The organism is Mesorhizobium sp. RCC_202 (assembly GCF_041355295.1).
GTDB lineage: Bacteria > Pseudomonadota > Alphaproteobacteria > Rhizobiales > Rhizobiaceae > Mesorhizobium.
In genome coordinates this window covers 156,003-175,501 of record NZ_JBFUPO010000001.1, presented here as the reverse complement: position 1 = coordinate 175,501, position 19,499 = coordinate 156,003, and the positions used below count along the sequence as shown (strand labels likewise).

Annotated in this window: 20 protein-coding genes and 1 tRNA gene; 8 read left to right on the top strand and 13 right to left on the bottom strand. The window is 65.1% G+C overall.

The genetic code is table 11. From position 1 onward, the window contains the following. Positions 1–26 precede the first annotated feature (26 nt). The 3 genes from AB6802_RS00815 (at position 27) to AB6802_RS00805 (ending at position 4,104) form a co-directional block, all read left to right on the top strand. Positions 27–2,180, top strand: a complete 2,154-nt coding sequence (locus AB6802_RS00815; RefSeq protein ID WP_371008093.1) for a thiamine pyrophosphate-dependent enzyme — start codon at positions 27–29, stop codon at positions 2,178–2,180. Next, positions 2,173–3,750 (top strand): indolepyruvate oxidoreductase subunit beta family protein, encoded by a 1,578-nt coding sequence (locus tag AB6802_RS00810; protein ID WP_371008092.1) that lies wholly within the window; start codon positions 2,173–2,175, stop codon positions 3,748–3,750. The genes AB6802_RS00815 and AB6802_RS00810 overlap by 8 nt, the downstream gene beginning before the upstream one ends. A gap of 84 nt (positions 3,751–3,834) precedes the next feature. Then, the gene (locus AB6802_RS00805) at positions 3,835–4,104 is read left to right on the top strand and encodes a GCG_CRPN prefix-to-repeats domain-containing protein (protein WP_371008091.1); all 270 of its coding nucleotides are present in this window, start codon (positions 3,835–3,837) and stop codon (positions 4,102–4,104) included. Positions 4,105–4,159: 55 nt separating this feature from the next. Here AB6802_RS00805 and AB6802_RS00800 read toward each other — a convergent pair whose 3' ends face one another. The 8 genes from AB6802_RS00800 to AB6802_RS00765 form a co-directional block, all read right to left on the bottom strand. Further along, positions 4,160–5,392 carry a DUF1501 domain-containing protein gene (locus AB6802_RS00800; protein WP_371008090.1) on the bottom strand — a complete coding sequence of 411 codons (1,233 nt, stop codon included), beginning with the start codon at positions 5,390–5,392 and terminating at the stop codon, positions 4,160–4,162. An 81-nt stretch (positions 5,393–5,473) separates the two neighbouring features. Then, positions 5,474–6,931, bottom strand: a complete 1,458-nt coding sequence (locus AB6802_RS00795; protein ID WP_371008089.1) for a DUF1800 family protein — start codon at positions 6,929–6,931, stop codon at positions 5,474–5,476. A gap of 105 nt (positions 6,932–7,036) precedes the next feature. Next, on the bottom strand, positions 7,037–7,321 hold the full coding sequence (locus AB6802_RS00790; protein WP_371008088.1) for a GCG_CRPN prefix-to-repeats domain-containing protein: 285 nt from the start codon (positions 7,319–7,321) through the stop codon (positions 7,037–7,039). A gap of 108 nt (positions 7,322–7,429) precedes the next feature. After that, the gene (locus tag AB6802_RS00785) at positions 7,430–7,876 is read right to left on the bottom strand and encodes a periplasmic heavy metal sensor (protein WP_371008087.1); all 447 of its coding nucleotides are present in this window, start codon (positions 7,874–7,876) and stop codon (positions 7,430–7,432) included. Further along, entirely contained in the window at positions 7,873–8,328 is a 456-nt protein-coding gene (locus tag AB6802_RS00780; protein WP_371008086.1) for a hypothetical protein, read from the bottom strand. The genes AB6802_RS00785 and AB6802_RS00780 overlap by 4 nt, the downstream gene beginning before the upstream one ends. A 74-nt stretch (positions 8,329–8,402) precedes the next feature. After that, on the bottom strand, positions 8,403–8,945 hold the full coding sequence (locus AB6802_RS00775) for an RNA polymerase sigma factor (protein ID WP_371008085.1): 543 nt from the start codon (positions 8,943–8,945) through the stop codon (positions 8,403–8,405). A gap of 45 nt (positions 8,946–8,990) precedes the next feature. Next, positions 8,991–9,431: an EF-hand domain-containing protein gene (locus tag AB6802_RS00770; protein WP_371008084.1), complete on the bottom strand. Its 441-nt coding sequence runs from the start codon at positions 9,429–9,431 to the stop codon at positions 8,991–8,993. 155 nt (positions 9,432–9,586) lie between these two features. Next, positions 9,587–9,775, bottom strand: coding sequence for a YodC family protein (locus AB6802_RS00765; RefSeq protein WP_371008083.1), 189 nt, complete (start codon positions 9,773–9,775; stop codon positions 9,587–9,589). 221 nt (positions 9,776–9,996) lie between these two features. On the opposite strand from AB6802_RS00765, the gene AB6802_RS00760 reads away from it, so the two are divergent. Continuing rightward, positions 9,997–11,016, top strand: a complete 1,020-nt coding sequence (locus AB6802_RS00760) for an NAD-dependent epimerase (protein WP_371008082.1) — start codon at positions 9,997–9,999, stop codon at positions 11,014–11,016. A gap of 57 nt (positions 11,017–11,073) precedes the next feature. On the opposite strand, the gene AB6802_RS00755 is transcribed toward AB6802_RS00760, so the two are convergent. Both AB6802_RS00755 and AB6802_RS00750 read right to left on the bottom strand, forming a co-directional pair. Next, the gene (locus AB6802_RS00755; RefSeq protein ID WP_371008081.1) at positions 11,074–11,511 is read right to left on the bottom strand and encodes a VOC family protein; all 438 of its coding nucleotides are present in this window, start codon (positions 11,509–11,511) and stop codon (positions 11,074–11,076) included. 130 nt (positions 11,512–11,641) lie between these two features. Continuing rightward, positions 11,642–11,717, bottom strand: a tRNA-Thr gene (locus AB6802_RS00750). A gap of 302 nt (positions 11,718–12,019) precedes the next feature. Here AB6802_RS00750 and AB6802_RS00745 point away from each other — a divergent pair. Continuing rightward, positions 12,020–13,213 carry a hypothetical protein gene (locus AB6802_RS00745; RefSeq protein ID WP_371008080.1) on the top strand — a complete coding sequence of 398 codons (1,194 nt, stop codon included), beginning with the start codon at positions 12,020–12,022 and terminating at the stop codon, positions 13,211–13,213. A gap of 261 nt (positions 13,214–13,474) precedes the next feature. Here AB6802_RS00745 and AB6802_RS00740 read toward each other — a convergent pair whose 3' ends face one another. Together AB6802_RS00740 and AB6802_RS00735 are read right to left on the bottom strand one after the other, a co-directional pair. Continuing rightward, positions 13,475–15,073 (bottom strand): cisplatin damage response ATP-dependent DNA ligase, encoded by a 1,599-nt coding sequence (locus AB6802_RS00740; RefSeq protein ID WP_371008079.1) that lies wholly within the window; start codon positions 15,071–15,073, stop codon positions 13,475–13,477. Positions 15,074–15,311: 238 nt separating this feature from the next. Continuing rightward, entirely contained in the window at positions 15,312–16,322 is a 1,011-nt protein-coding gene (locus AB6802_RS00735) for a ligase-associated DNA damage response exonuclease (RefSeq protein WP_371008078.1), read from the bottom strand. Positions 16,323–16,526: 204 nt separating this feature from the next. Here AB6802_RS00735 and AB6802_RS00730 point away from each other — a divergent pair, with 204 nt between their 5' ends. From AB6802_RS00730 to AB6802_RS00720, 3 genes are all read left to right on the top strand, one after another. Continuing rightward, positions 16,527–17,444 (top strand): methyltransferase domain-containing protein, encoded by a 918-nt coding sequence (locus tag AB6802_RS00730; protein WP_371008077.1) that lies wholly within the window; start codon positions 16,527–16,529, stop codon positions 17,442–17,444. 109 nt (positions 17,445–17,553) lie between these two features. After that, the gene (locus tag AB6802_RS00725) at positions 17,554–17,928 is read left to right on the top strand and encodes a hypothetical protein (RefSeq protein ID WP_371008076.1); all 375 of its coding nucleotides are present in this window, start codon (positions 17,554–17,556) and stop codon (positions 17,926–17,928) included. A gap of 75 nt (positions 17,929–18,003) precedes the next feature. Further along, the gene (locus AB6802_RS00720) at positions 18,004–18,534 is read left to right on the top strand and encodes an AAA family ATPase (RefSeq protein WP_371008761.1); all 531 of its coding nucleotides are present in this window, start codon (positions 18,004–18,006) and stop codon (positions 18,532–18,534) included. On the opposite strand, the gene AB6802_RS00715 is transcribed toward AB6802_RS00720, so the two are convergent. Continuing rightward, positions 18,531–19,472 (bottom strand): 2-hydroxyacid dehydrogenase, encoded by a 942-nt coding sequence (locus AB6802_RS00715; RefSeq protein WP_371008075.1) that lies wholly within the window; start codon positions 19,470–19,472, stop codon positions 18,531–18,533. The two genes, AB6802_RS00720 and AB6802_RS00715, sit on opposite strands and share 4 nt — an antisense overlap. Positions 19,473–19,499: the final 27 nt, after the last annotated feature.

Genomic DNA, 19,499 nt, shown 5'->3' with positions numbered 1-19,499 from the left:
CTTGGCGGCAACGGAAGGAGGCAGACATGGCCGAACGGTCTTTTGCCAAGGAAGTCGAAAAGCTGAGACTGGGTGCCGGCGAGGAATTCGCCGGCGAGGGCATCCTCGCCATCACCAAGGCGCTTCTGCAATGCGGTGTCGGCTATGTCGGCGGCTACCAAGGTGCGCCGATCAGCCATCTGATGGACGTGCTGGCCGACGCGCAGGACATTCTGGGCGAGCTCGGCGTGCATTTCGAGGCCAGCGCCTCGGAAGCGACCGCCACCGCCATGCTCGCCGCTTCCGTGCATTATCCGATCCGGGGTGCCGCCACCTTCAAGTCGACGGTCGGCACCAATGTCGCGTCCGACGCGCTCGCCAACCTTGCCTCGGGTGGTGTCACCGGCGGTGCGCTGATCATCGTCGGCGAGGACTATGGCGAAGGCTCTTCCATCATGCAGGAGCGCAGCCATGCCTTTGCCATGAAGAGCCAGGTCTGGCTGCTCGATCCGCGCCCGAACCTGCCCTCGATCGTCAAGGCGGTCGAGGACGGCTTCGAATTGTCCGAGGTCTCCAACACGCCGGTCATGCTGCAGGTGCGCATCCGCTGCTGCCATGTCCACGGCCATTTCATCGCCAAGGACAACAAGCGGCCGCCGATGACGGTGGCCGACGCGCTGTCGGCGCCACGCCGCGACACCGGCCGCATCGTGCTGCCACCGGCCTCCTTCCTGCATGAGAAGGAGAAGGTCGCCAAACGCTGGCCGGCGGCGGTGGACTTCATCCGGAGCCGCAAGATCAACGAGATGTTCGGGCCGGACCACGGCTCTGTCGGCGTCGTCATGCAGGGCGGCATGTACAATTCCGTCATTCGCGCGCTGCAGCGGCTTGGCCTCGCCGATACCTATGGCGACACCGATGTGCCGCTTTATGTGTTGAACGCCGTCTATCCGCTGGTCGACGACGAGTTCCTCGCCTTCTGCGAAGGCAAGCAGGCGGTGCTGGTCGTCGAGGAAGGCCAGCCCAACTACATCGAGCAGGCTTTTGCCGCCATGCTGCACAAGGCCAGTCGCGGCACCAAGCTGGTCGGCAAGGAGCATCTGCCGATGGCCGGCGAATACACCGGGCAGGTAATGCTCGACGGCATCGGCTCCTTCCTGCGCGCCCATGCCCCGCATCTCCTGCCGGGCGAGGTGCGCGCGCCGAACAAGCTGGGCGAGGGCGTCGATACGGCCGATCTCATCAACGTCGTTCCTGGACGTCCGCCGGGCTTCTGCATCGGCTGCCCGGAGCGACCGATCTTCGCCGCGACCAAGCTTGTCGAGCAGGAACTTGGCAAGCACCACATCGCCTCCGACATCGGCTGCCATCTGTTCTCGATCATGCCGCCCTTCGAACTCGGCGCCACCACCATGGGCTATGGGCTGGGGCCGGCCTCGGCCTCGGCGTTCAATTCGCCCGATGCCAAGCGCCGTTCCATCTCCTTCGTCGGCGATGGCGGTTTTTGGCACAACGGCCTGACCTCCTCGATCGGCAACGCGGTGTTCAACAAGAACGATGGCGTCATCGTCATCGTCGACAATTTCTATTCGGCCGCCACCGGCGGCCAGGACATCCTGTCCTCGCGCGCGTCGAACCGCACCAAGTCGACCAAGCATCCGATCACCGAGGCGGTGAAGGGCATGGGCGTCAAATGGCTGCGCCATATCGACCGCACCTATGACGTCGGCAAGATGCAGGACACGCTGCGCGAGGCGCTGACGACGGAGGAGAAGGGTCCGAAAGTCATCGTCGCCTCGTCGGAATGCATGCTCAACCGACAGCGTCGCGAGAAACCGCTGGTCGACAAGGCGATCAAGGGCGGGACGCGTGTCGTCAAGCCGAAATTCGGCGTCGATGAGGACATCTGCACCGGCGACCATGCCTGCATGCGGCTGTCGGGTTGTCCGTCGCTGTCGGTGAAGTCGCTCGACGATCCGCTGCGCGACGATCCGGTGGCATCGATCGACCAGAGCTGTGTCGGCTGCGGCAATTGCGGCGAGGTGGCGGACGCCGCCGTGCTCTGCCCATCCTTCTACCGCGCCGACGTGGTGCACAATCCGAGCCGCTGGGACCGTTTCCTGGAATCGGCGCGCCGCGCCACAATCAGCCTCTTGCAGCGCCGCCGCGAAAGCCGCCGCTTGATGTTCGCCGATGCTTGACCACAATTCAGCGCTGCGCCCGAAGGCGGGCGCCCATGACGATGAGCAGGTGATCAAACTCGCCGTGCTTGCCGTCGGCGGCCAGGGCGGCGGTGTGCTTGCCGACTGGATCACCGACGTCGCCGAGCGCAGCGGCTACATCGCCCAGTCGACGTCGGTCGCCGGCGTCGCCCAGCGCACCGGCGCCACGATCTACTATATCGAGATGGCGCGCGACACCGGCCGGCTGCCGGTCTTTGCGCTGTCGCCCTCGCAGGGTGATGTCGACGTATTGATCGCCGCCGAACTGATGGAAGCCGGTCGCGCCATCATCCGTGGTTTCGTCACGCCCGAGCGCACGACGCTGATCACCTCCTCGCACCGCATCGCCGCCGTCTCGGAAAAGATCGAGCCGGGCGACGGTCGCGCCTCGTCCGAGAAGGTGCATGCGACGGCACAGGCCGCGGCCAAGCGCTTCATCGCTTTCGATATGGAAAAGATCGCCGCCGACAACGGCACCATGATTTCGGCCAGCCTGCTTGGCGCGCTGGCCGGCTCCGACGCGCTGCCGTTCGCGCGCGAAAACTACGAGCAGGCGATCAGCGCCGGCGGTCGCGGCGTCAAGGCCAGCCTTGCCGCCTTCGGCGCCGCCTTTGATCGGACGCGGGGCATCGCGGCGGCTCCGTCGGCTGAGGCTGTTGCGACGAAGCCAACGGCTCCTGAACCCCGCCCGACGGTCAGCGGACCGGAGACACTGTTGAAGGGCTGGCAAGGTCTCGCGGCGCGCGTCGCGTCACTGCCCGAACCGCTGCGCGACATGGCCGAACGCGGGCTGAAAAAAGTCGTCGACTACCAGGACATCGCCTATGGCGGCGACTATCTCGACCGGCTGGACAAGGCGGTCGCGCTGGACAGTTCGGAGCGCGGCCATACGCTGTCGATCGCGGCGGCGAAACATCTCGCCAACGCCATGTGCTATGACGACATGATCCGCGTCGCGGACCTGAAGGCGCGTTCGACCCGCGACAGGCGCGTACGCAAGGAGGTCGGCGTCAAGCAAGGCTCGGTCCTGCAGGTCACCGAATATTTCCATCCGCGCATCGAGGAATTCTGCGGCACGCTGCCGGCCGGCCTCGGCAGCTACATCGAGAGCCGCCCCAAGCTTGCCGCCTTCCTAGACCGCCGCATCAATCGCGGCCGTCACATCCGCACCGACAGTTTCACCGGCTTCGCCATGCTGTGGTTCATCGGCGGCCTGCGCCGCTGGCGCCGTGGCCTGCTGCGCCACAAGGTCGAGGTCGCACATCTGGAGCGCTGGTACGACCTGGCGCTCGGCCATGCGCGCGAAGACTACGCTCTGGCCACCGAAATTCTCAACTGCCGCCGCCTGATCAAGGGCTACAGCGACACCCATGTCCGCGCCCAGTCGAAATTCGACCGCGTGCTCTCGGCGCTGCCGATGCTTAAGGGCCGAGAAGACGCCGCCGACTGGATCCGCCGGCTGCGCGAAGCAGCGCTGAAGGACGAAAAGGGCGACATGCTGGATGGGGCGCTGAAGACCGTGGCGACGCTCGACGACGTCACGCGATAACGAACATGTGATCCGTTCCGCTCCGACGGAATTCGCCCCTCTCCTCCGTTTCAATCGGGTAGGGATAAATCTCGGAGACAACGCATGTTTGCAAAATACTTGCTGCCTTTCGCTTTGGCCGCCGGCACATTGGTGCTGTCCGGCGCCGGCTCGCAGGCCATGCCGATGGCCAAGCCCAGCGCGACCTCGCCCATCGAAACCGTCGGCTGGCGCTGCGGTCCCGGCTGGCACATGAACCGCTGGCGCCGATGCGTGCCGAATGGTCGGGTGATCATCCGCCCGATCCATGCACGTCATTGGCATCCCGGCTTCTGGTATCACGGCCGCTGGCATGCCGGTTTTTGGAGCTGGTGATCGCTTTCGGATCGCCGCCGACGCCCGCCCCGGAAACGGCGCGGGCGTTTTCATTTCACACCACCAAATCCCGCATCGGCCTGACCGCCGCCGACTCCGGAAACACCTTGTCGCCGAGCACAGCGGCCGACAAACCGAACTGGTTGGCGAGCAATCCCTTCAGCACGGCGCGCACATCGCTTGTTGGCGCGAGGTCACGCTGTTCGTAGAGTTGCGCGGGCTTCAGCCCCGGCCAGTCGGCGATGACGCGGCCGCCCTTGATCGCGCCGCCGGCAAGCAGCACCACAGTGCCGGTGCCGTGGTCGGTGCCGACCGTGCCGTTGATGCGGGCGGTGCGTCCGAATTCGGTAATGGCGACGATCGCGGTGTCTTTCCAACGCGCGCCGAGACCCGTCTCGAACGCCTCGAAGGCGCCGTCGAGGCCGCCGAGCAGATTGGCGAGCCGCCCTGTGGCGCCGCCTTCATTGACATGCGTGTCCCAGCCGTCGAAGGCAAGCGCGGCGATGCGCGGTCCGTCGTCCGCCGCCATCAGCTTGGCAGCACCTTGCGCCGACTGGCGCATGCCGGCGTCGAGGCCGCCTTTCGGCTTCATCGTCTTGCCGCCGATCTGGTCGCTCATTGCCATCCGGTCGGCATCGAGGCCTTTTTGAAGCGCCGCCGCCAGCACCGGGTCGCGATGGTTGTAGAGATCGAGCACGCGCTCGGCCAAAACGTCGCCAGGTGTCGGCAGGAATTGCGGCGCCCAGCCGAGCACGGGGGCAGCACCTCGGATCACCAGCGGCGTCGACGGCCCGACCGCCAGGCCGCCCGCCTTGGCAATCCTGTCGCCTGCCGGCAAGCTTGCAAGCGCCCGGTTCAGCCAGCCGGTGGTGGCGTTGCCGGGTCCCGGCAGGCCGCTTTCCAGCACGTCCTGGCCGTCGAAATGCGAGCGGTCGCGATAGCCGGTGGCCGCCGCATGCACGACCGCAGCCTGGCCCGCCTTGAACAGGCGGGCAAACACCGGCATTGCCGGGTTGACGGCGAAGAAACCGTCGAGCGGAAATGCCGGGTTGGCGCCCGAGAGCGAAAGCGCGATGTCGCCATGCAGTCCGGCATAGTCCGGATCGCCGACCGGCCCGACCGTGGACAGCCCGTCGAGCGCGCCGCGCAGGACGATGACGATCAGGCGCGGGTCGCGATTGTCGGCCGCGCGGGCAAAGCGCGGCAGGTGGGCCCAGGCGAACAATGCGCCGCCGGTCATCAGCACGGCGCGGCGCGATAGGCTGGGGGTTTCGCAAAGCAAGCTCATTGCCACATCTCCACTAACTCTTTGTTTTTACGCAATTCCAGACGGAAAACCGCCGCCCACTTTTCCTGGAATTGCGCCAGCTCACCGGCGCTGGAATTCCGGCGCCATCAGCAGCAGCGCCAGGCCCTGCTGCTTGGATTCGGCGCGCGAAATCGCCTGCCTGGTTTCGGCCGAAACAGACGTGCCGGTCAGCGATGCCAGCATCTCGTTGGGATCGCCGATCGTGTCGGCCTGCTTCGCTGCCTGCCAGGCGATGTCGAGCCGCGTCTTCAGTCCCTCGGGGGATGCCCAGGCGTCGGTCCGGTCGGGAAAGCCGTTCGGCCCGGGCGGCTGCCAGAGCGGCTGGCCGAGCGCCATCAGCCAGCGAAGCGTTCGTTGTGGCTCATTGCCGGGGGAGGCACCGACCGCGCGGCGCAGCGCAACGACGAAGTCGAGCGGCGAGCGCAGCTTGGCCAAAGGCGTCGACCAGGCCTCCGGCATGTCGATCAGCGTCATCGCCACTGCCCTGAGGTCGCCGCCCGTCTTGGCAAAGACCGTGGCGAGGCGGGCGACCGCCGCCGGTGGCGGATCGTCCGCTATGAAATGGCGCGCCAGCTTGGTCGCGATATGCTTCGCGGTCGCCGGCTGGCCGGCAATGTCGTTGAGCGCGGCTTCCGCCTGGCCCATGCCGCCGTCCGGATAGGTCTTGCCGAGCAGCACCGCCTTTCCGGGTTGATGCGCATTGGCGTTGAAGACGAATGCACCGGGCTCGCCCAGGCGCCCCTCGCGCCCGGCCATCGTCCAGCCGGTCAGCATGCCGGCAAAGCTGGTCACGTCGGCCTGGCTGTAGCCGCTGCCGACGCCGAGCGTATGCAGTTCCATGATCTCGCGGGCGAGGTTTTCGTTGAGGCCGCGGCCGCGCCTTTTGCCGGCGCGCGAGTCCGGCCCGATCGACTGCTGGTTGTCGAGATAAAACAGCATCGCCGGATGGTGCTCGACCGCAAGCAGCATGTCGGCGAAGCGGCCGAGCACGAAAGGCCGGATCGCCTCGCGTTCGAAAGCGCCGGCGCTTGCCCGCACGATTTGGGCCTTGGCGACGGAAACGCAGAAATGGTTCGACCAGAAGCCGACCAGCCTCTCGACGAAGCCCGGCGCCGCGGCCAGCGCCTTGTCGAAACGAGCCTGCGCTTCGTCGCGGTAGATATCGGCCTCGACGCGTGGCACCGAGGGTTTGGATTTTGTCTCGGCCATGCCGGCGGGCTCTTCCGCTGCAGTCGGCTGCATGGCGGGCGCCGCCTTCTCGTCCCGCGTTGCTTTGCGCTCCATGGCCGCCGCCATGCTGGCCTGGATCGCCGCGGTGCTGTCCAGCAACCCGGCATTCCTCGGATCGTCAGGGGGAATAAGCGCGATGTCTTGCTGCTCAAGCTCAGCCTTGAGATAACCGTGCGGATCGGCGGCTATCCTGCCGAGGTCGTCGCCGGGTTTTGCGCCGAGGCCAAAACGGTTGAGCGCGACCAGGGCCGGATCCAGCGAAACGGGGTTTGAAACGGGTGCGGCCAACAGAGCCTCCGTCTGGAGCCGATGCCGATCGCTTCGGCCGGCATGTTCATCGATCGCTAGACTATTCACAATGCCGGCCGCAGCACCGGCATCGTGAGGCGGCTCTTACCAGCGGCGCCAGTGGTGCCAGCGGTGATACGGATGCCAGACCGGGCCGATATAGACCCTTGGTCCACCCCAATAGTAATGGCCGGGATAGATCACGCGGCGGTAGGGAACGCAGCGGCCCCAGGGGTTGGGATGCCAGCCCGGACCGCAGCCGTAGGCGACATGCTCGATCACTGCCGGCGCGGTGACCGGCGCGATCGGCATGGCCGAAGCCGCACTTGCCGCGACTGTACCGCCGATGGCGAGCGCAGCCGCAATGGAATATTTCGTCAGACCGTTCATGGGAGACTCCCGAAGGTTCGAAGTTGAAGAGAACCTGTCCGCCTCACGCGGCGCCAGGCCTGTCCCTCTTCTCCTTGAACGGGACGGGTTCGTTTTTTCCGTCGCTGCCTATGGCGATTTTTTTGTGGGGACAGGCAGCGGCCTGCCGGCGCGCCGCAACAATGCGTCCGCCAGCAACTGACGATCCTCCGGTGAGCTCGAGGCGGCGAACTCGACGATGCGCTGTTCCAGCCGCGTGCGCACGATGGCGTCGGCATTGCGCGCCCGCTCGAGCGCCGCCGCGAGCGCTGCCGTGTCGAGGGTTGGCTGCTGCAGAAGGTCGGCCGCTTCGCGCCTGGCGGCCTGGCCGTCGAGGATGACCGCGCGGGATTCTCGACGGACTTCCCTAAGCGCTTGGCGGAACATCTTTCGGTCCGCGGCAGGCAATCTTCCGCCGGCCGATTCCAGCGAATAGACCGGGTTGGACTTGCCGATCAGCCAGCCGGCGCCGCCTGCCACCGCGCCGATCAGAAACACATTGAGCACCAGGGATGCCGCGACAAGACGGGGGTTCATAGATCCTCCTCGGTCTGGTCGGCGTCGGGGCTGGTATCGCCGAACGACGTCGCATTGGCATCCATCACGTAGTGGTCGGAAGGCATGTCCGGGCTGACCACGGTCACCAGCGCCAGGCCTGCCACCGCGCCCGCTAGTCCCACGCCGGCTAGCCCGAAGCCGAACCACCAGAGCCGGCTGCGCCGTCCTTGCCTGACTTCGGCCGCCGCCTTGGCGAGGATCGCGCCATGCAGCGCCCGGCTCGGCGCCTTGACGCGGTGTTGATCGAGCACCCCGTCGAGCGTGCCGGCGGCCGCAAGGATGGCGCGGCCTTGCTCGGTCTCGGCAAACAACCGCGCCCCGGCCTGTTCGGCTTGAGGCCAGCGGTGCAACGCACTGCCATAGGCATCGGCCAGCGCGGCAAAGCGCTTGGCATCCACCGGCACGCCAGCGGTCTTCTTCTCATCAGCCATTTCGTTCCCCCTTCCACTTTTTCCGCGTGGCCCCCCACGCTGCGTCTCGCAGGATCGGCAACTCCTTCACTGTCTCAATCATTGCCATCGTCTCCGACGAGTAGGCCCTGCAAGGAACGACGACCCCGCGCGAGCAGACTTTCCAGCGCATCGACGCTGACCTGCATGGCATCGGCCGCCTCGCTGTTGGACAGCTCCTGATAATACACCAGCACGATCGCCTCGCGCTGGCGCGGCGCGATGCGCTGCAGCGCGTCTTGGACCCGCCGCTCTTCGTCGCCGGGCAATGCGTCGGGAAGCGGCGCCTCATCGGCCACCTCCGGCAATTCGTCCGTCGTCCATTCGCGCCGCTTTCGCAGCCGGTCGTAGCAGAGGTTCAGCGCCACGCGATGGACCCAGGTGTCGAAGCGTGCGCGTTCCTGGCGCCAGCCCGAGGCGTGGCGCCAGATGCGCATAAAGGTCTCCTGCGCGACGTCCTCCGCCTCGGCCGCGTCCCCGAGCATCCGGGCGGCCAGAGCCAGGATGCGCGGCAGCTTTCGCGCCACGATCGCCTGCACGGCGGCGGGGTCGCCGGCGCCGATGCGGCGTACCAGTTCCTCGTCGGTATCGGCGCCCATCAGCCGGGGCGCTCAAAGGTGTCATCGCGCTGCATAACCTCGTGGTCATTGCTCCTGATTGGGAGCGGTTTTGTGGCCTGGCCGCTCGTCGGCGCTGAGCAAGCCGTCGCTGTTCTTGTCGAGCTTGGCGAAACGCTTGGCCAGGAAGGCGTCGAGTTCGCCCTTGTCGACGAAACCGTCCTTGTTGGCATCCATGCGCGCGAAGGACTTCGCCGGATCGCCCTTGGCCTTGCGCTCGGCCTGGAAGGCGGTCCATTCGGCGAGGCTCACCTTGCCGTCATTGTCGGTGTCGGCCCGCATGAAGGCCTTTTCCCGCCGTGCCTCGAACTTTTCCAGCGTCAGGCCGGTCTTGCCGCCGCCGGCGGCTGAGCTGTCGGGTGTGGCTTGAACCGGCGCGGGGGCAGGGGTTGGCGTCGTCGTCTGGGCAACCGCGGCGCCGGCGGTCAGCAAACCAAGGGCAACGGCAAATATCGAACGGCGGATCATGCTTTCGTCTCCGGTTGCGCGCGGCCATTGGCGGCCGCGCTTCAGCCGTTAAACGCAGTCATGAGCGAAATCCGTCGGTACCTTTCGACAAGACAACAGACAATCAAATCCGGCGCGGCCGGATCGGTGCCGTCCCCAGCGAAAGATTGTGGCGACTATTTCGGGTGGTCGACCGCCACCAGTTGATCCGGCTTGAAGCCCGCGTGCTGCGGGGTCCAGACGTCGCCGTCGCGGTTGAACCAGTGGCACAGATACATGCCCGAGGCCGCGCCGTCGCTCACCGTCATCTGCGGCCCTCCGGACTTCAGCCTGACCACTTCTCCGGTCTTGAAAGTATTGGGCATTTCGACCTCCCATGCTGATCAGGGGAGTTTTCCACCAAACCTTGAATTCGACAATGGTCGATATGCTTCCACCGTTTGGCGCAGGCGGCAGTATCCGAGGGAAGGGAGGGTGGGAGAAACTGTTCTCGTCGGCAGGGATATCGAAATTGGCAACACACGCCACACAATCAGCTAAAAGGGACGACATCGGGTCAAGCGTCGGAGCCTGAGAGGGACATACCGTGACATCAAGCAGGCCTGTTCTGGTCACCGGCGCGGCCGGTTTCATCGGTTTTCATCTTTGCCAAAGGCTGCTTGCCGAGGGCCGGACGGTCGTCGGCCTCGATTCCATGAACGAGTATTACGACGTCAACCTGAAGCGGGCTCGGCTCGAACGGCTGAAGGCATTTCCCAATTTTGACTTCGAGCATGTCGATCTCGCCGAGCGCGACCGTATCTCGGCGCTTTTTCAGTCGGCCGCGCCGGAAATCGTCGTCAATCTCGCGGCCCAGGCCGGCGTGCGGTATTCGCTGACCAATCCGCACGCCTATGCGGAAAGCAATCTCAGCGGCTTCCTCAACATCCTGGAAGGATGCCGACACGCCTCGGTCGGCCATCTGGTCTATGCCTCGTCGAGCTCGATCTATGGCGGCAGCACGCGCATGCCGTTTTCCGTGCACGATTCGGCCGACCACCCGCTCAGCCTCTATGCCGCCAGCAAGAAGGCGAACGAGCTGATGGCGCACACCTACAGCCACCTCTTCGCGTTGCCGACGACGGGATTGCGCTTCTTCACCGTCTACGGTCCGTGGGGGCGGCCCGACATGGCGCTGTTCATCTTCGCCAAGGCGATCCTTGCCGGCGAGCCGATCGACGTCTTCAACCACGGCAACATGCAGCGCGACTTCACCTATGTCGACGACATCGTCGAAGGCATCATCCGCGTGATGCGGCAACCCGCGACGGCCAACCCGCAATGGTCAAGCGCTGCACCCGATCCGGCGACCAGCAACGCGCCCTACCGGATCCACAACATCGGCGGCAGCGCGCCTGTCGAGCTGAATCGGCTGATCGAGGTGCTGGAAGACGCGCTGGGCAAGAAGGCAATTCGCAATCTGATGCCGTTCCAGCCGGGCGACGTGCCGGCGACCTTCGCCGATGTCAGCTCGCTCGAGCAGGCGACCGGCTTCAGGCCGAAGATCCCGATCGAGATCGGCGTGCCGCGGTTCGTGGAATGGTACCGGGAATTCTACGAGGTTTGATCCGAAGCTTGCAGGTCGGCGTGGACGGCTGGTGGCGGTCGCCGCCTCGCATCGCGCTCAGCTAAGTTCCTGGGCAAGTCCGATGAGCAGCCCTCCCGGACCGCGGATGTAGCAGAGCCGATACGCGTTTTTATACTGGACCACGTCGCCCACGAGCTGCGCGCCGCGCTTGCGGAGCCTTGCAAGCGTGTCGTCGACATCGTCCACGGCGAACATGACGCGCAGATAGCCCAGAGCGTTGACCGGGGCGTTGCGGTGATCCTCCACGACAGGTGGCGTGAGGAAGCGGGATAGCTCGAGTCGGCTGTGGCCGTCCGGCGTGCGCATCATGGCAACCTCGACGTGCTGATCGCCCAGCCCGGTGACACGTCCGGCCCATTCGCCCTCGATCGTGCCTCGACCTTCGAGCTCAAGGCCGAGCTCGCGAAAGAAATCGATCGTCTCGTCGAGGTCCTCGACGACGATTCCCATATTGTCCATGCGTTTGAGCACCATATGTGCAACCTAAGAAGTGTTGCCCGGGCTGTAAACGCATAACGGCCCGCCGGGCAGGCAAGCGAGTGAAAATGCCGGGCGCATATTCGCGGCCCAACCGGCGGGGTCATCAGCCAAGGTGTTGAAATAGTGGTGCCGCTTAGGTGACTCGAACACCTGACCCCATCATTACGAATGATGTGCTCTACCAACTGAGCTAAAGCGGCCCGGGAAGCGTTGAGCTTCCAGAATGGGCTGCGTGATAGACTCAACCGGCCGCTAATTCAAGATGGGTGGCGGTTAATTCCGGCCGTGTGATCGGCAATTCCTGTCCGCGACTGTCGCGCAGGGCAGCTCGCCGTCTGCCGCCTGCGGTGGCCCGATTGGGTCCGGGCGACGAAAAGTGTTGATTATCAAGCAAAAAATGCCGAAATGGCTTGGGAAGCGCCGGCAAGGTAGCCAGCCGCCCGTTGATTGATTGGTCGGCTGCGGCTAACGATCAAGGGGCGAACGCGCAGAGGGAGCTCGCTTGGACGCCATCGAGAAAGCGATCCGCAATGCCTTCGAGAAAGGCAATGCCGAGGACCGGGCGTTTCGCGAGAGGGTCTATCGATCCGCCTTTGCCGCGCTCGACCGCGTGCTGCAGGCAAATCCCAACATCACGGTCGAAGCCGCCATCAGCCGCCGCAAGGCGGTCCAGGCCAAGATCGCCGAGATCGAATCCGAATTCATACAAGCCGTGCCCGATGTGACGCTGCCGCCGGAAAACGTGGCGCCCGCGGGGAATGCCGCGCCGGCCCCCCGCGTCGAAGCGCCGGCCGTATCCGCCGCGCCGTCGGTCGACGCGCCGCGGCCACCGGCGCCGGCCGCGACGTCACCCTCGATTACCGTTGACGGTCCGGTGCAGCCGGACGCCTCCGACCAGCCGCGCTCGCGCGTGCTGCCTGTGGTCCCCGACATCATGCCGGACGAGACGGCGCTGCCCGACGCGCCTTCTTTGGATGAAGCGCCGGGCGCTCCGGTCGGCAATGGCGCCGAGGTGAGCCCCGATCGCGACGAGCGGCGCATCAGGGGCCGGCGCCTGCCGCTGACGGCGATCTTCGTCGTCGCGACGCTGCTGGCCGCCATCGGCATCGGCGGCTATTTCGCGTTTCAGACCGGTGTCTTCAAGACTGCCGCGCAGCTCGACACCGGCCCGCCGGAACCGACGCCGTCGCTCGACAGCGAGGATTCCTCACCACCGGTCGCCGGCTCGCCGCAGAAGCCGGGCGAGGCTGACCAGTCCAAGAACTGGATCAATGTCTTCTTGCCGAGCGACCCGACCCATGTCAGCACGCCCTCGGATGCCAGTGCCGACGTCATGAAGGACGACACCGGACAGTTCCTGCGCATCCGCTCGGGCGCGTCGGGCTCGGCGATTGCTTTCGATGTCGGCCAGGGCGTGCTGGAAAAGCTCGCCGGCAAGCATGCCATGTTCGACATCGTCGCCCGTTCCGAAGAGGGCAAGGAGACGCAGATCTCGGTCGACTGCAATTTCGGCAATCTCGGCGATTGCGGCCGCAAGCGCTACGCGGTCGGCCACGAGCGCAACGAGTATCTGTTCGACGTCCAGTTCCCGGACATGCACCCGGGCGCAGCCGGCACGATCGCCGTCAATTCGGACTTCGACAAGCAGGGCAAGTCCGTCGACATCTACGAGATACGCGTTTCGATCGCGGAGTGACGGGTCTTTTCATAACTGACGTCGGCGCTCCACCCAACCCGCGCCTTCGGCGCGACCTCCCCATCAAGGGGAGGTAAGGGGGTAGCGCGACCTTCTACCTCCCCTCGATGGGGAGGTCGGCGCGAAGCGCCGGGTGGGATGAGGCGCCGGCGTCGGATTTCTAGAGCAATTCCAGGAAAAGTGTGACACGGTTTTCCGTCCGGAATTGCGTCAAAACAAAGCGTTAGGGCGGCTCGTCGTTTCCGTGAACGGTGAAACGCCCTAGTCCAACATCGCCTGCAGCGTCTCGATACGATCTGCCTCGGCCGCGGGCTTGTCCCAGCGCAGCCGCGAGATGCGGGGAAAGCGCATCGCGACGCCGGATTTGTGCCGGGTCGAGCGGTTGAGCCCTTCGAAGGCCACTTCCAGCACCAGCCCGTTGTTGCGGTCGGCGCGCACCGAGCGCACCGGCCCGAAACGCTCGATGGTGTTGTCGCGGACATATTTGTCGATTTCTTTCAGCTCCTCGTCGGTGAAGCCGAAATAGGCCTTGCCGACCGGCACCAGCTCTTCGGCGCCCTCCGGGCCCGACCAGACGCCGAACGTGTAGTCGGAATAGAAGCTGGAGCGCTTGCCATGGCCGCGCTGCGCGTACATCAGCACCGCGTCGACCGTGTGCGGGTCGCGTTTCCACTTGAACCACGGGCCTTTCGGCCGTCCAGCGAGATAGGGCGAGTCCCAGCGCTTCAGCATCACGCCTTCGATGATTGGATGCGGCGGCGCAGCGCGCAGCCGCTCCAGCGTTTCCCAGTCGGCAAACGTCACAAACGGCGACAGGTCGAAGCGGCCGGGATCGAGCGTGTCGATGAAGGTTTCGAGCCGCTTGCGGCGCTCGGCGAAAGGCAGCGCGCGCAAATCCTCGCCGTTGATCTGCAGCGCGTCGTAGCAGCGCATGAAGGCCGGGTACTGCTGCTGGATCTTCGGCGACACGCTCTTGCGGTTCAGGCGCTGCTGCAGGTCCGAAAACGTGCCCGTCGCCTCGCGTGGATCGCCGACCAGCAACTCGCCATCGAGCGCGGCTTCGAAATGCATGGCCGCGGCAAGGTCCGGGAAGGCGCCGGACACATCGTCGCCGGTGCGCGAATAGAGCCGGCGCACACCGCCTTCGCAGACCGCCTGCACGCGGATGCCGTCCCATTTCCACTCCGCCGCATAGTCGGCCGGAGCGAGCTTTGCGAGATCGCTGTCGTCGACGGCGTTGGCAAGCATCACCGGGCGGAACAGCGCGAGTGCCGCGCTCGTCGGCTTGTCCGCCTTGCCTTCCAGCCAGGCGAAAAGCTCGGTGTAGGGCGGCGTCAGCCCGTGCCAGAGCTCCTCGATCTCGGCAACGTCGACCTTGCCAAAGTCGGCCAGCGCCTGCTTGGCGAGCCTGGCCGACACGCCGATGCGCAGGCCGCCGGTCACCAGCTTGATGATGGCGAAGCGCGCCGAGATGGTGGCGTCGTCGAGCAATCGCGCCAGCACCTTCGGTCCGTCGGAGCGGCTCGCCGCCTGCAGCCTGCCGACGACGTCGGCCAGTGTCGGCACGTGATTGGGGATGTGCCCGGCCGGCTGCGGCCAGACCAGCGACACCGTTTCGGCAAGGTCGCCGACATAGTCGTAGGAATAGCCGAACAGCACCGGGTCCATGCGCTCGACCACCAGCGCGCGCAGCATTGCCGGCTTCACCGCGGCGATGTTGAGATCGCCGGTGATCGCCGCCAGCGCCAGCCCGCGATCGGGGTCCTCGACGCTGCGGAAATAGTCGGTGAGCAGTGTCAGCTTGCCGTTGCGCGATGGTGTAAGCACCAGGCGGTCGAGGAGCTCGGCGAAACGGTTCATGGGCGGGCGCACGCCAATTGCGGAAGCTGGCGCGAAGCCCCCCTCTCTGGCCTGCCGGCCATCTCCCCCTCAAGGGGGGAGATCAGCCCTCGTGCCGGCCTTCGCCAATCTCCGACGCCGAAAGAGATGCGCCGGCGCAAAAGCTGCCAATCTCCCCCCTTGAGGGGGAGATGTCCGGCAGGACAGAGAGGGGGGCCGTAGAGCACGGCGGTGGCGATTGTCTCACACACGTAAGCCATCAATCGCCCTCGTCCTCATATCCCACCAGATGCAGTGGCCGTGCCGCTATCCCCTCCAGCTCGCACCAGCGCACCAGCGCTTCCTCGCGGCCATGCGTCACCCAGATCTCGCCGGCGCCGGTTTCCTTGATGGTGATGATCAGCTCGTCCCAGTCGGCGTGGTCGGAAATGATCAGCGGCAGCTCGACGCCGCCCTGCTTGGCGCGCTGGCGGATGCGCATCCAGCCGGACGCGAAGCAGGAGATCGGGTCGGGAAAGCGCCGCGCCCAGCGGTCGGCGAAGGCCGAGGGCGGACCGACGACGATGGCGCCCGCGAAATCGGACTTGCTGCCGCTTTCCACCGTCCCCGGCTCCAACTGACCCAGATCGATGCCCTGGCTCTCATAATATTCGCTGAGCCTGGTCAGCGCGCCATGGATATAGATCGGCCGGTCGTAACCGGCATCTCGCAACAGCCGCATCACCCGTTGCGCTTTGCCCAAAGCGTAAGCGCCGATCAGATGCGAGCGCTCGGGAAACTGCGCCGCCGATTTCAGCACGCGCGCGATTTCCTCATGATCCGGCGGATGGCGGAACACCGGCAGGCCGAACGTCGCCTCGGTGATGAACACATCGCATCGGATCGGTTCGAAGGGCAGGCAGGTGGCGTCCTTCTGCCGCTTGTAGTCGCCGGAGGCGACAATGCGCATGCCGCGATGCTCGACCGCGATCTGGGCCGAGCCCAGAACGTGCCCCGCCGGATGGAAAGTGACCGCGACGCCGTTGATATCGACGGTCTCGCCAAGAGCCGCTGTCTGCGTCGTGCCGGCAAAATCCTCGCCGTAGCGCAGGCCCATGATGTCGAGTGTTTCTTGCGTGGCGAGCACCGATTGATGGCCGGAGCGCGCGTGGTCGGAATGGCCATGCGTGATCAATGCCCGTTCCACTGGACGCACGGGATCGATGAAGAAGTCGCCGGGCGGACAATAAAGGCCTTCCGGCCGGGATTTGAGAAGATCGCTGGCGCGCATCGTGCAAAGATAGTGGCTAATTCCCGCGCGGGAAGCCTGTTGCGCGAGACTGCTGACTCGTCCTAGATCGTTGTGGCGTTTCGCTGAAACGCCACAACGATCTCTTTGTTGGAGCATGATCTCTCTCCGAAAACCGGTTCCCACTTTTCGGGATCATGTTTTAAAGCCGACCGCCGGCTCGCCTCGCCGGCCGGATCCTCACGCATGAAACCGCTTCAGGCCTTGTCCGGCGACTTGAATGCCGACCGTCGCGCCGATTTCGCCGAGATGCTGCTTGCCTCCGGCGAGCCGGCGCAGGCGGCTGAGCTTCTGCTTGGCGCGCTGGACCTGGCGCCGCAATGGGCCGCCGGCTGGTTCCGCCTCGGCGAGATGCAGGAGGCGGCCAGCCTTCCCGATCAGGCGGCGCAGGCCTGGGCGATGGCGTTGAAGCTCGACCCCGCGGACCGGTTGGGTGCTGCGCTGAAACTGCAACTGATCGGCCATGCACCGGTCGCCGCCGCGCCACCCAGCGCTTTCGTCGAAACCCTGTTCGACCACTACGCCGACAGTTTCGAGGAATCGCTGGTACAAAAGCTCGGCTACGGGCTTCCGGATGTTCTACGCCAGGCGATCGCCAAGGCAAGGCCGGGTCGTTTCCGGTTGGCGCTCGACCTCGGTTGCGGCACTGGCCTGATGGGTGAAAGGCTGCGCCCCTTCGTCGACCGCCTGGAGGGCTATGACATCTCAGCTGCTATGCTGAAGAAGGCGCGCGCCAAGAACATCTACGACCGCCTCTCGAAAGCCGATCTCCAGCATTTTGCTTGCGATGGCGTCAGGGTCGACCTCGTGGTGGCGGCCGACGTGTTCATCTATATCGGTGCGCTGGAAGGCATCGTTGCTGCTGCTGCCGCGAGCCTGGCCGGCAAAGGCGTGTTTGCGTTCTCGCTCGAACTGCTTGCCGGCGGCAGCGATGACTTCGCCTTGCAGCCGTCGCGGCGTTATGCGCATTCCGAGAACTATATGCGCCGCGTTCTTGCCGCGAATGGGTTGGCTATCCTGTCGCTCGATCCCACGATCATTCGCCTGGATCGTGGCGCGCCTGTAGATGGCTTGGCCATCGTGGCTGAGAGAACGGGGGTCTGAACCCTGACCTTGCTGCGAAAAAGCCGAAATTGCATGATCGGGGTTGCGCGGGGCGGACACCAGTCTTTGTGTGCGCAATTCCGGACGGAATTGCTCTAAGGAGGGATCCATGCGCTGGAACATGGTCGTATTGGTGTCGTGCCTCACCGTTGCCGGCTGCGTCGGCGGCACCTCGATGTCCGAGCGCCAGGACGAGAACGTCCAATCCTCGCTGCAATATGACGACGTGCCGTGCGATCAGCTCATCGCCAACCGCAACACGCTCGCGCAGCAGAGCAGTCTGCCGGTTACCGCCAAGGCGAGCTTCTCCAATCCGGCGATGGGCCTCGGCCCGTTCACGCCGGACATGCGGTCGAAGGCTCAGCGCGATACCGACAAGGCGAGCGGCGAGATCGACGCCATGAACCGCTCGATCGAGCGTCGCGACTGCGGCAAGCCGAAGAAAAAAGAGAGTTTCGGGCTGCCTGGCTCGAAGCCCGCCTGAGAATTTGATATGCGATACCCGGCTTTTGCAATCGACTGATCGCCGAGCTGCGTGCCGCGCTTGAAAGCCCAACCGATGAACCTCTTGGATCTCGGCAGCCGCATCTGCATCCTGGGGCCATCCAACAGCGGCAAGTCGACGCTCGCCAACGCGATTGGCCGCAAGCTCGGCTCAGAAGCCATTCACCTCGATGTGCTGCATCATCTGCCCAACACGGACTGGGAGCCGCGTCCGAAAGGCGAATTCATTGCCCTCCACGATGCCGCGATCGCCGGCGAGCGCTGGGTGATGGAGGGAAATTACTCGATTTGCATGCCACAGCGCCTCCGGCGAGCGACGGGCCTGATCCTGCTGGATATCTCCACGCCTGCGAGTCTGCTGCGTTACTTTCGCCGGACGCTGTTCGAGACCGGCAGGCTCGGTGCCCTGGAAGGCGGGCGCGACAGCGTCAAATGGGACATGATCCACCATATTGCCGTGGTCCAGCCGAAGAATCGCAAGCGCTACCGCGCCATGTTCGACGAGCTCGACCTGCCGAAGCTGCAACTATCCTCCGTGAGGGCAATCAAGCAGTGCTTCCGCGAATGGGGTTTGACGCTTAGCTAATATCCGGCCTTGCGGTCGACCAGGTTCTCAAGCTTTTCGCCGCGCTCGAAGGCCGCCATCTGGCGAAGCATGGTCGGCACCAGATGGGCCGGGTCCGATGTTGCCGCCGCATGCGGTGTGACGAACACCTTCGCATGGCTCCACAGCGGGCTGGTCTTCGGCAGCGGCTCGACCTCGAAAACGTCGAGGCTCGCTTCTTTCAAGGTGCCGTCGTCCAGCGCCCGCAGGATGTCGGCATCCTTCTGCAGCCGTCCACGGCCGGCATTGATCAGCACCGCGCCGCCGAGGCCGTTGCGCCGGCGCAATTCCTTGAGCAGGCCATAATTGACGATGCCCTGGGTTTGCGGCGTCAGCGGCAAAAGCACCACCAGGATATCGGTGGCGTTGAGGAACGGGATCAATCCGGACTCGCCGGAATAATTTGAAACGCCCTTCATCGGCCGGTCGGTGCGCGACCAGCCATTGACGGCGAAGCCGAGCGAGAGCAGCACCGAGGCCGCGGCGCGGCCAAGATGGCCGAGACCCATGATGCCGACGGAGATGTCGCCGGCGGGGCGCTGCGGCGGCTCGTGCCATGTCTTCTTCGGCTGCTGCGCCCGGTAGAGCATGCCTTGGCGATGGTGGTCGAGCACCCGCCAGACGACATATTCGGTCATATATTGCGTCAGATTGTCGGCGACGACCTTGACGATCGGCACATCGGGCAGGCCGGGATCGGCAAAGATATGGTCGACGCCGGCGCCGATCGAAAAGATGGCGCGCAAATTGGGCAACGACGACAGAAGATTGGGTTTCTGCTTCCACACCACGGCGTAGGTGATCGAGGGATCGCTCGGGCCGTTCGGCTCCAGCACGACCTCGCGCTCGGCCGCCAGCAACTCGTGCCAGCGCTGCGGGTGGAAGCCGGTGACGGCAAGCAGGATTTTGCCTTTTTCCATTCGCGGATTTTCCCTGTTATGCCTGCT

What these genes read in the sequence shown, in the direction of transcription:
- AB6802_RS00815 (WP_371008093.1), top strand. Translation starts at nt 27, where the DNA reads ATGGCCGAACGGTCTTTTGCCAAGGAAGTCGAAAAGCTGAGACTGGGT.
- AB6802_RS00810 (WP_371008092.1), top strand. Translation starts at nt 2,173, where the DNA reads ATGCTTGACCACAATTCAGCGCTGCGCCCGAAGGCGGGCGCCCATGAC.
- AB6802_RS00805 (WP_371008091.1), top strand. Translation starts at nt 3,835, where the DNA reads ATGTTTGCAAAATACTTGCTGCCTTTCGCTTTGGCCGCCGGCACATTG.
- AB6802_RS00800 (WP_371008090.1), bottom strand. Translation starts at nt 5,392, where the DNA reads ATGAGCTTGCTTTGCGAAACCCCCAGCCTATCGCGCCGCGCCGTGCTG.
- AB6802_RS00790 (WP_371008088.1), bottom strand. Translation starts at nt 7,321, where the DNA reads ATGAACGGTCTGACGAAATATTCCATTGCGGCTGCGCTCGCCATCGGC.
- AB6802_RS00785 (WP_371008087.1), bottom strand. Translation starts at nt 7,876, where the DNA reads ATGAACCCCCGTCTTGTCGCGGCATCCCTGGTGCTCAATGTGTTTCTG.
- AB6802_RS00780 (WP_371008086.1), bottom strand. Translation starts at nt 8,328, where the DNA reads ATGGCTGATGAGAAGAAGACCGCTGGCGTGCCGGTGGATGCCAAGCGC.
- AB6802_RS00775 (WP_371008085.1), bottom strand. Translation starts at nt 8,945, where the DNA reads ATGGGCGCCGATACCGACGAGGAACTGGTACGCCGCATCGGCGCCGGC.
- AB6802_RS00770 (WP_371008084.1), bottom strand. Translation starts at nt 9,431, where the DNA reads ATGATCCGCCGTTCGATATTTGCCGTTGCCCTTGGTTTGCTGACCGCC.
- AB6802_RS00765 (WP_371008083.1), bottom strand. Translation starts at nt 9,775, where the DNA reads ATGCCCAATACTTTCAAGACCGGAGAAGTGGTCAGGCTGAAGTCCGGA.
- AB6802_RS00755 (WP_371008081.1), bottom strand. Translation starts at nt 11,511, where the DNA reads ATGGTGCTCAAACGCATGGACAATATGGGAATCGTCGTCGAGGACCTC.
- AB6802_RS00740 (WP_371008079.1), bottom strand. Translation starts at nt 15,073, where the DNA reads ATGAACCGTTTCGCCGAGCTCCTCGACCGCCTGGTGCTTACACCATCG.
- AB6802_RS00735 (WP_371008078.1), bottom strand. Translation starts at nt 16,322, where the DNA reads ATGCGCGCCAGCGATCTTCTCAAATCCCGGCCGGAAGGCCTTTATTGT.
- AB6802_RS00730 (WP_371008077.1), top strand. Translation starts at nt 16,527, where the DNA reads ATGAAACCGCTTCAGGCCTTGTCCGGCGACTTGAATGCCGACCGTCGC.
- AB6802_RS00725 (WP_371008076.1), top strand. Translation starts at nt 17,554, where the DNA reads ATGCGCTGGAACATGGTCGTATTGGTGTCGTGCCTCACCGTTGCCGGC.
- AB6802_RS00720 (WP_371008761.1), top strand. Translation starts at nt 18,004, where the DNA reads ATGAACCTCTTGGATCTCGGCAGCCGCATCTGCATCCTGGGGCCATCC.
- AB6802_RS00715 (WP_371008075.1), bottom strand. Translation starts at nt 19,472, where the DNA reads ATGGAAAAAGGCAAAATCCTGCTTGCCGTCACCGGCTTCCACCCGCAG.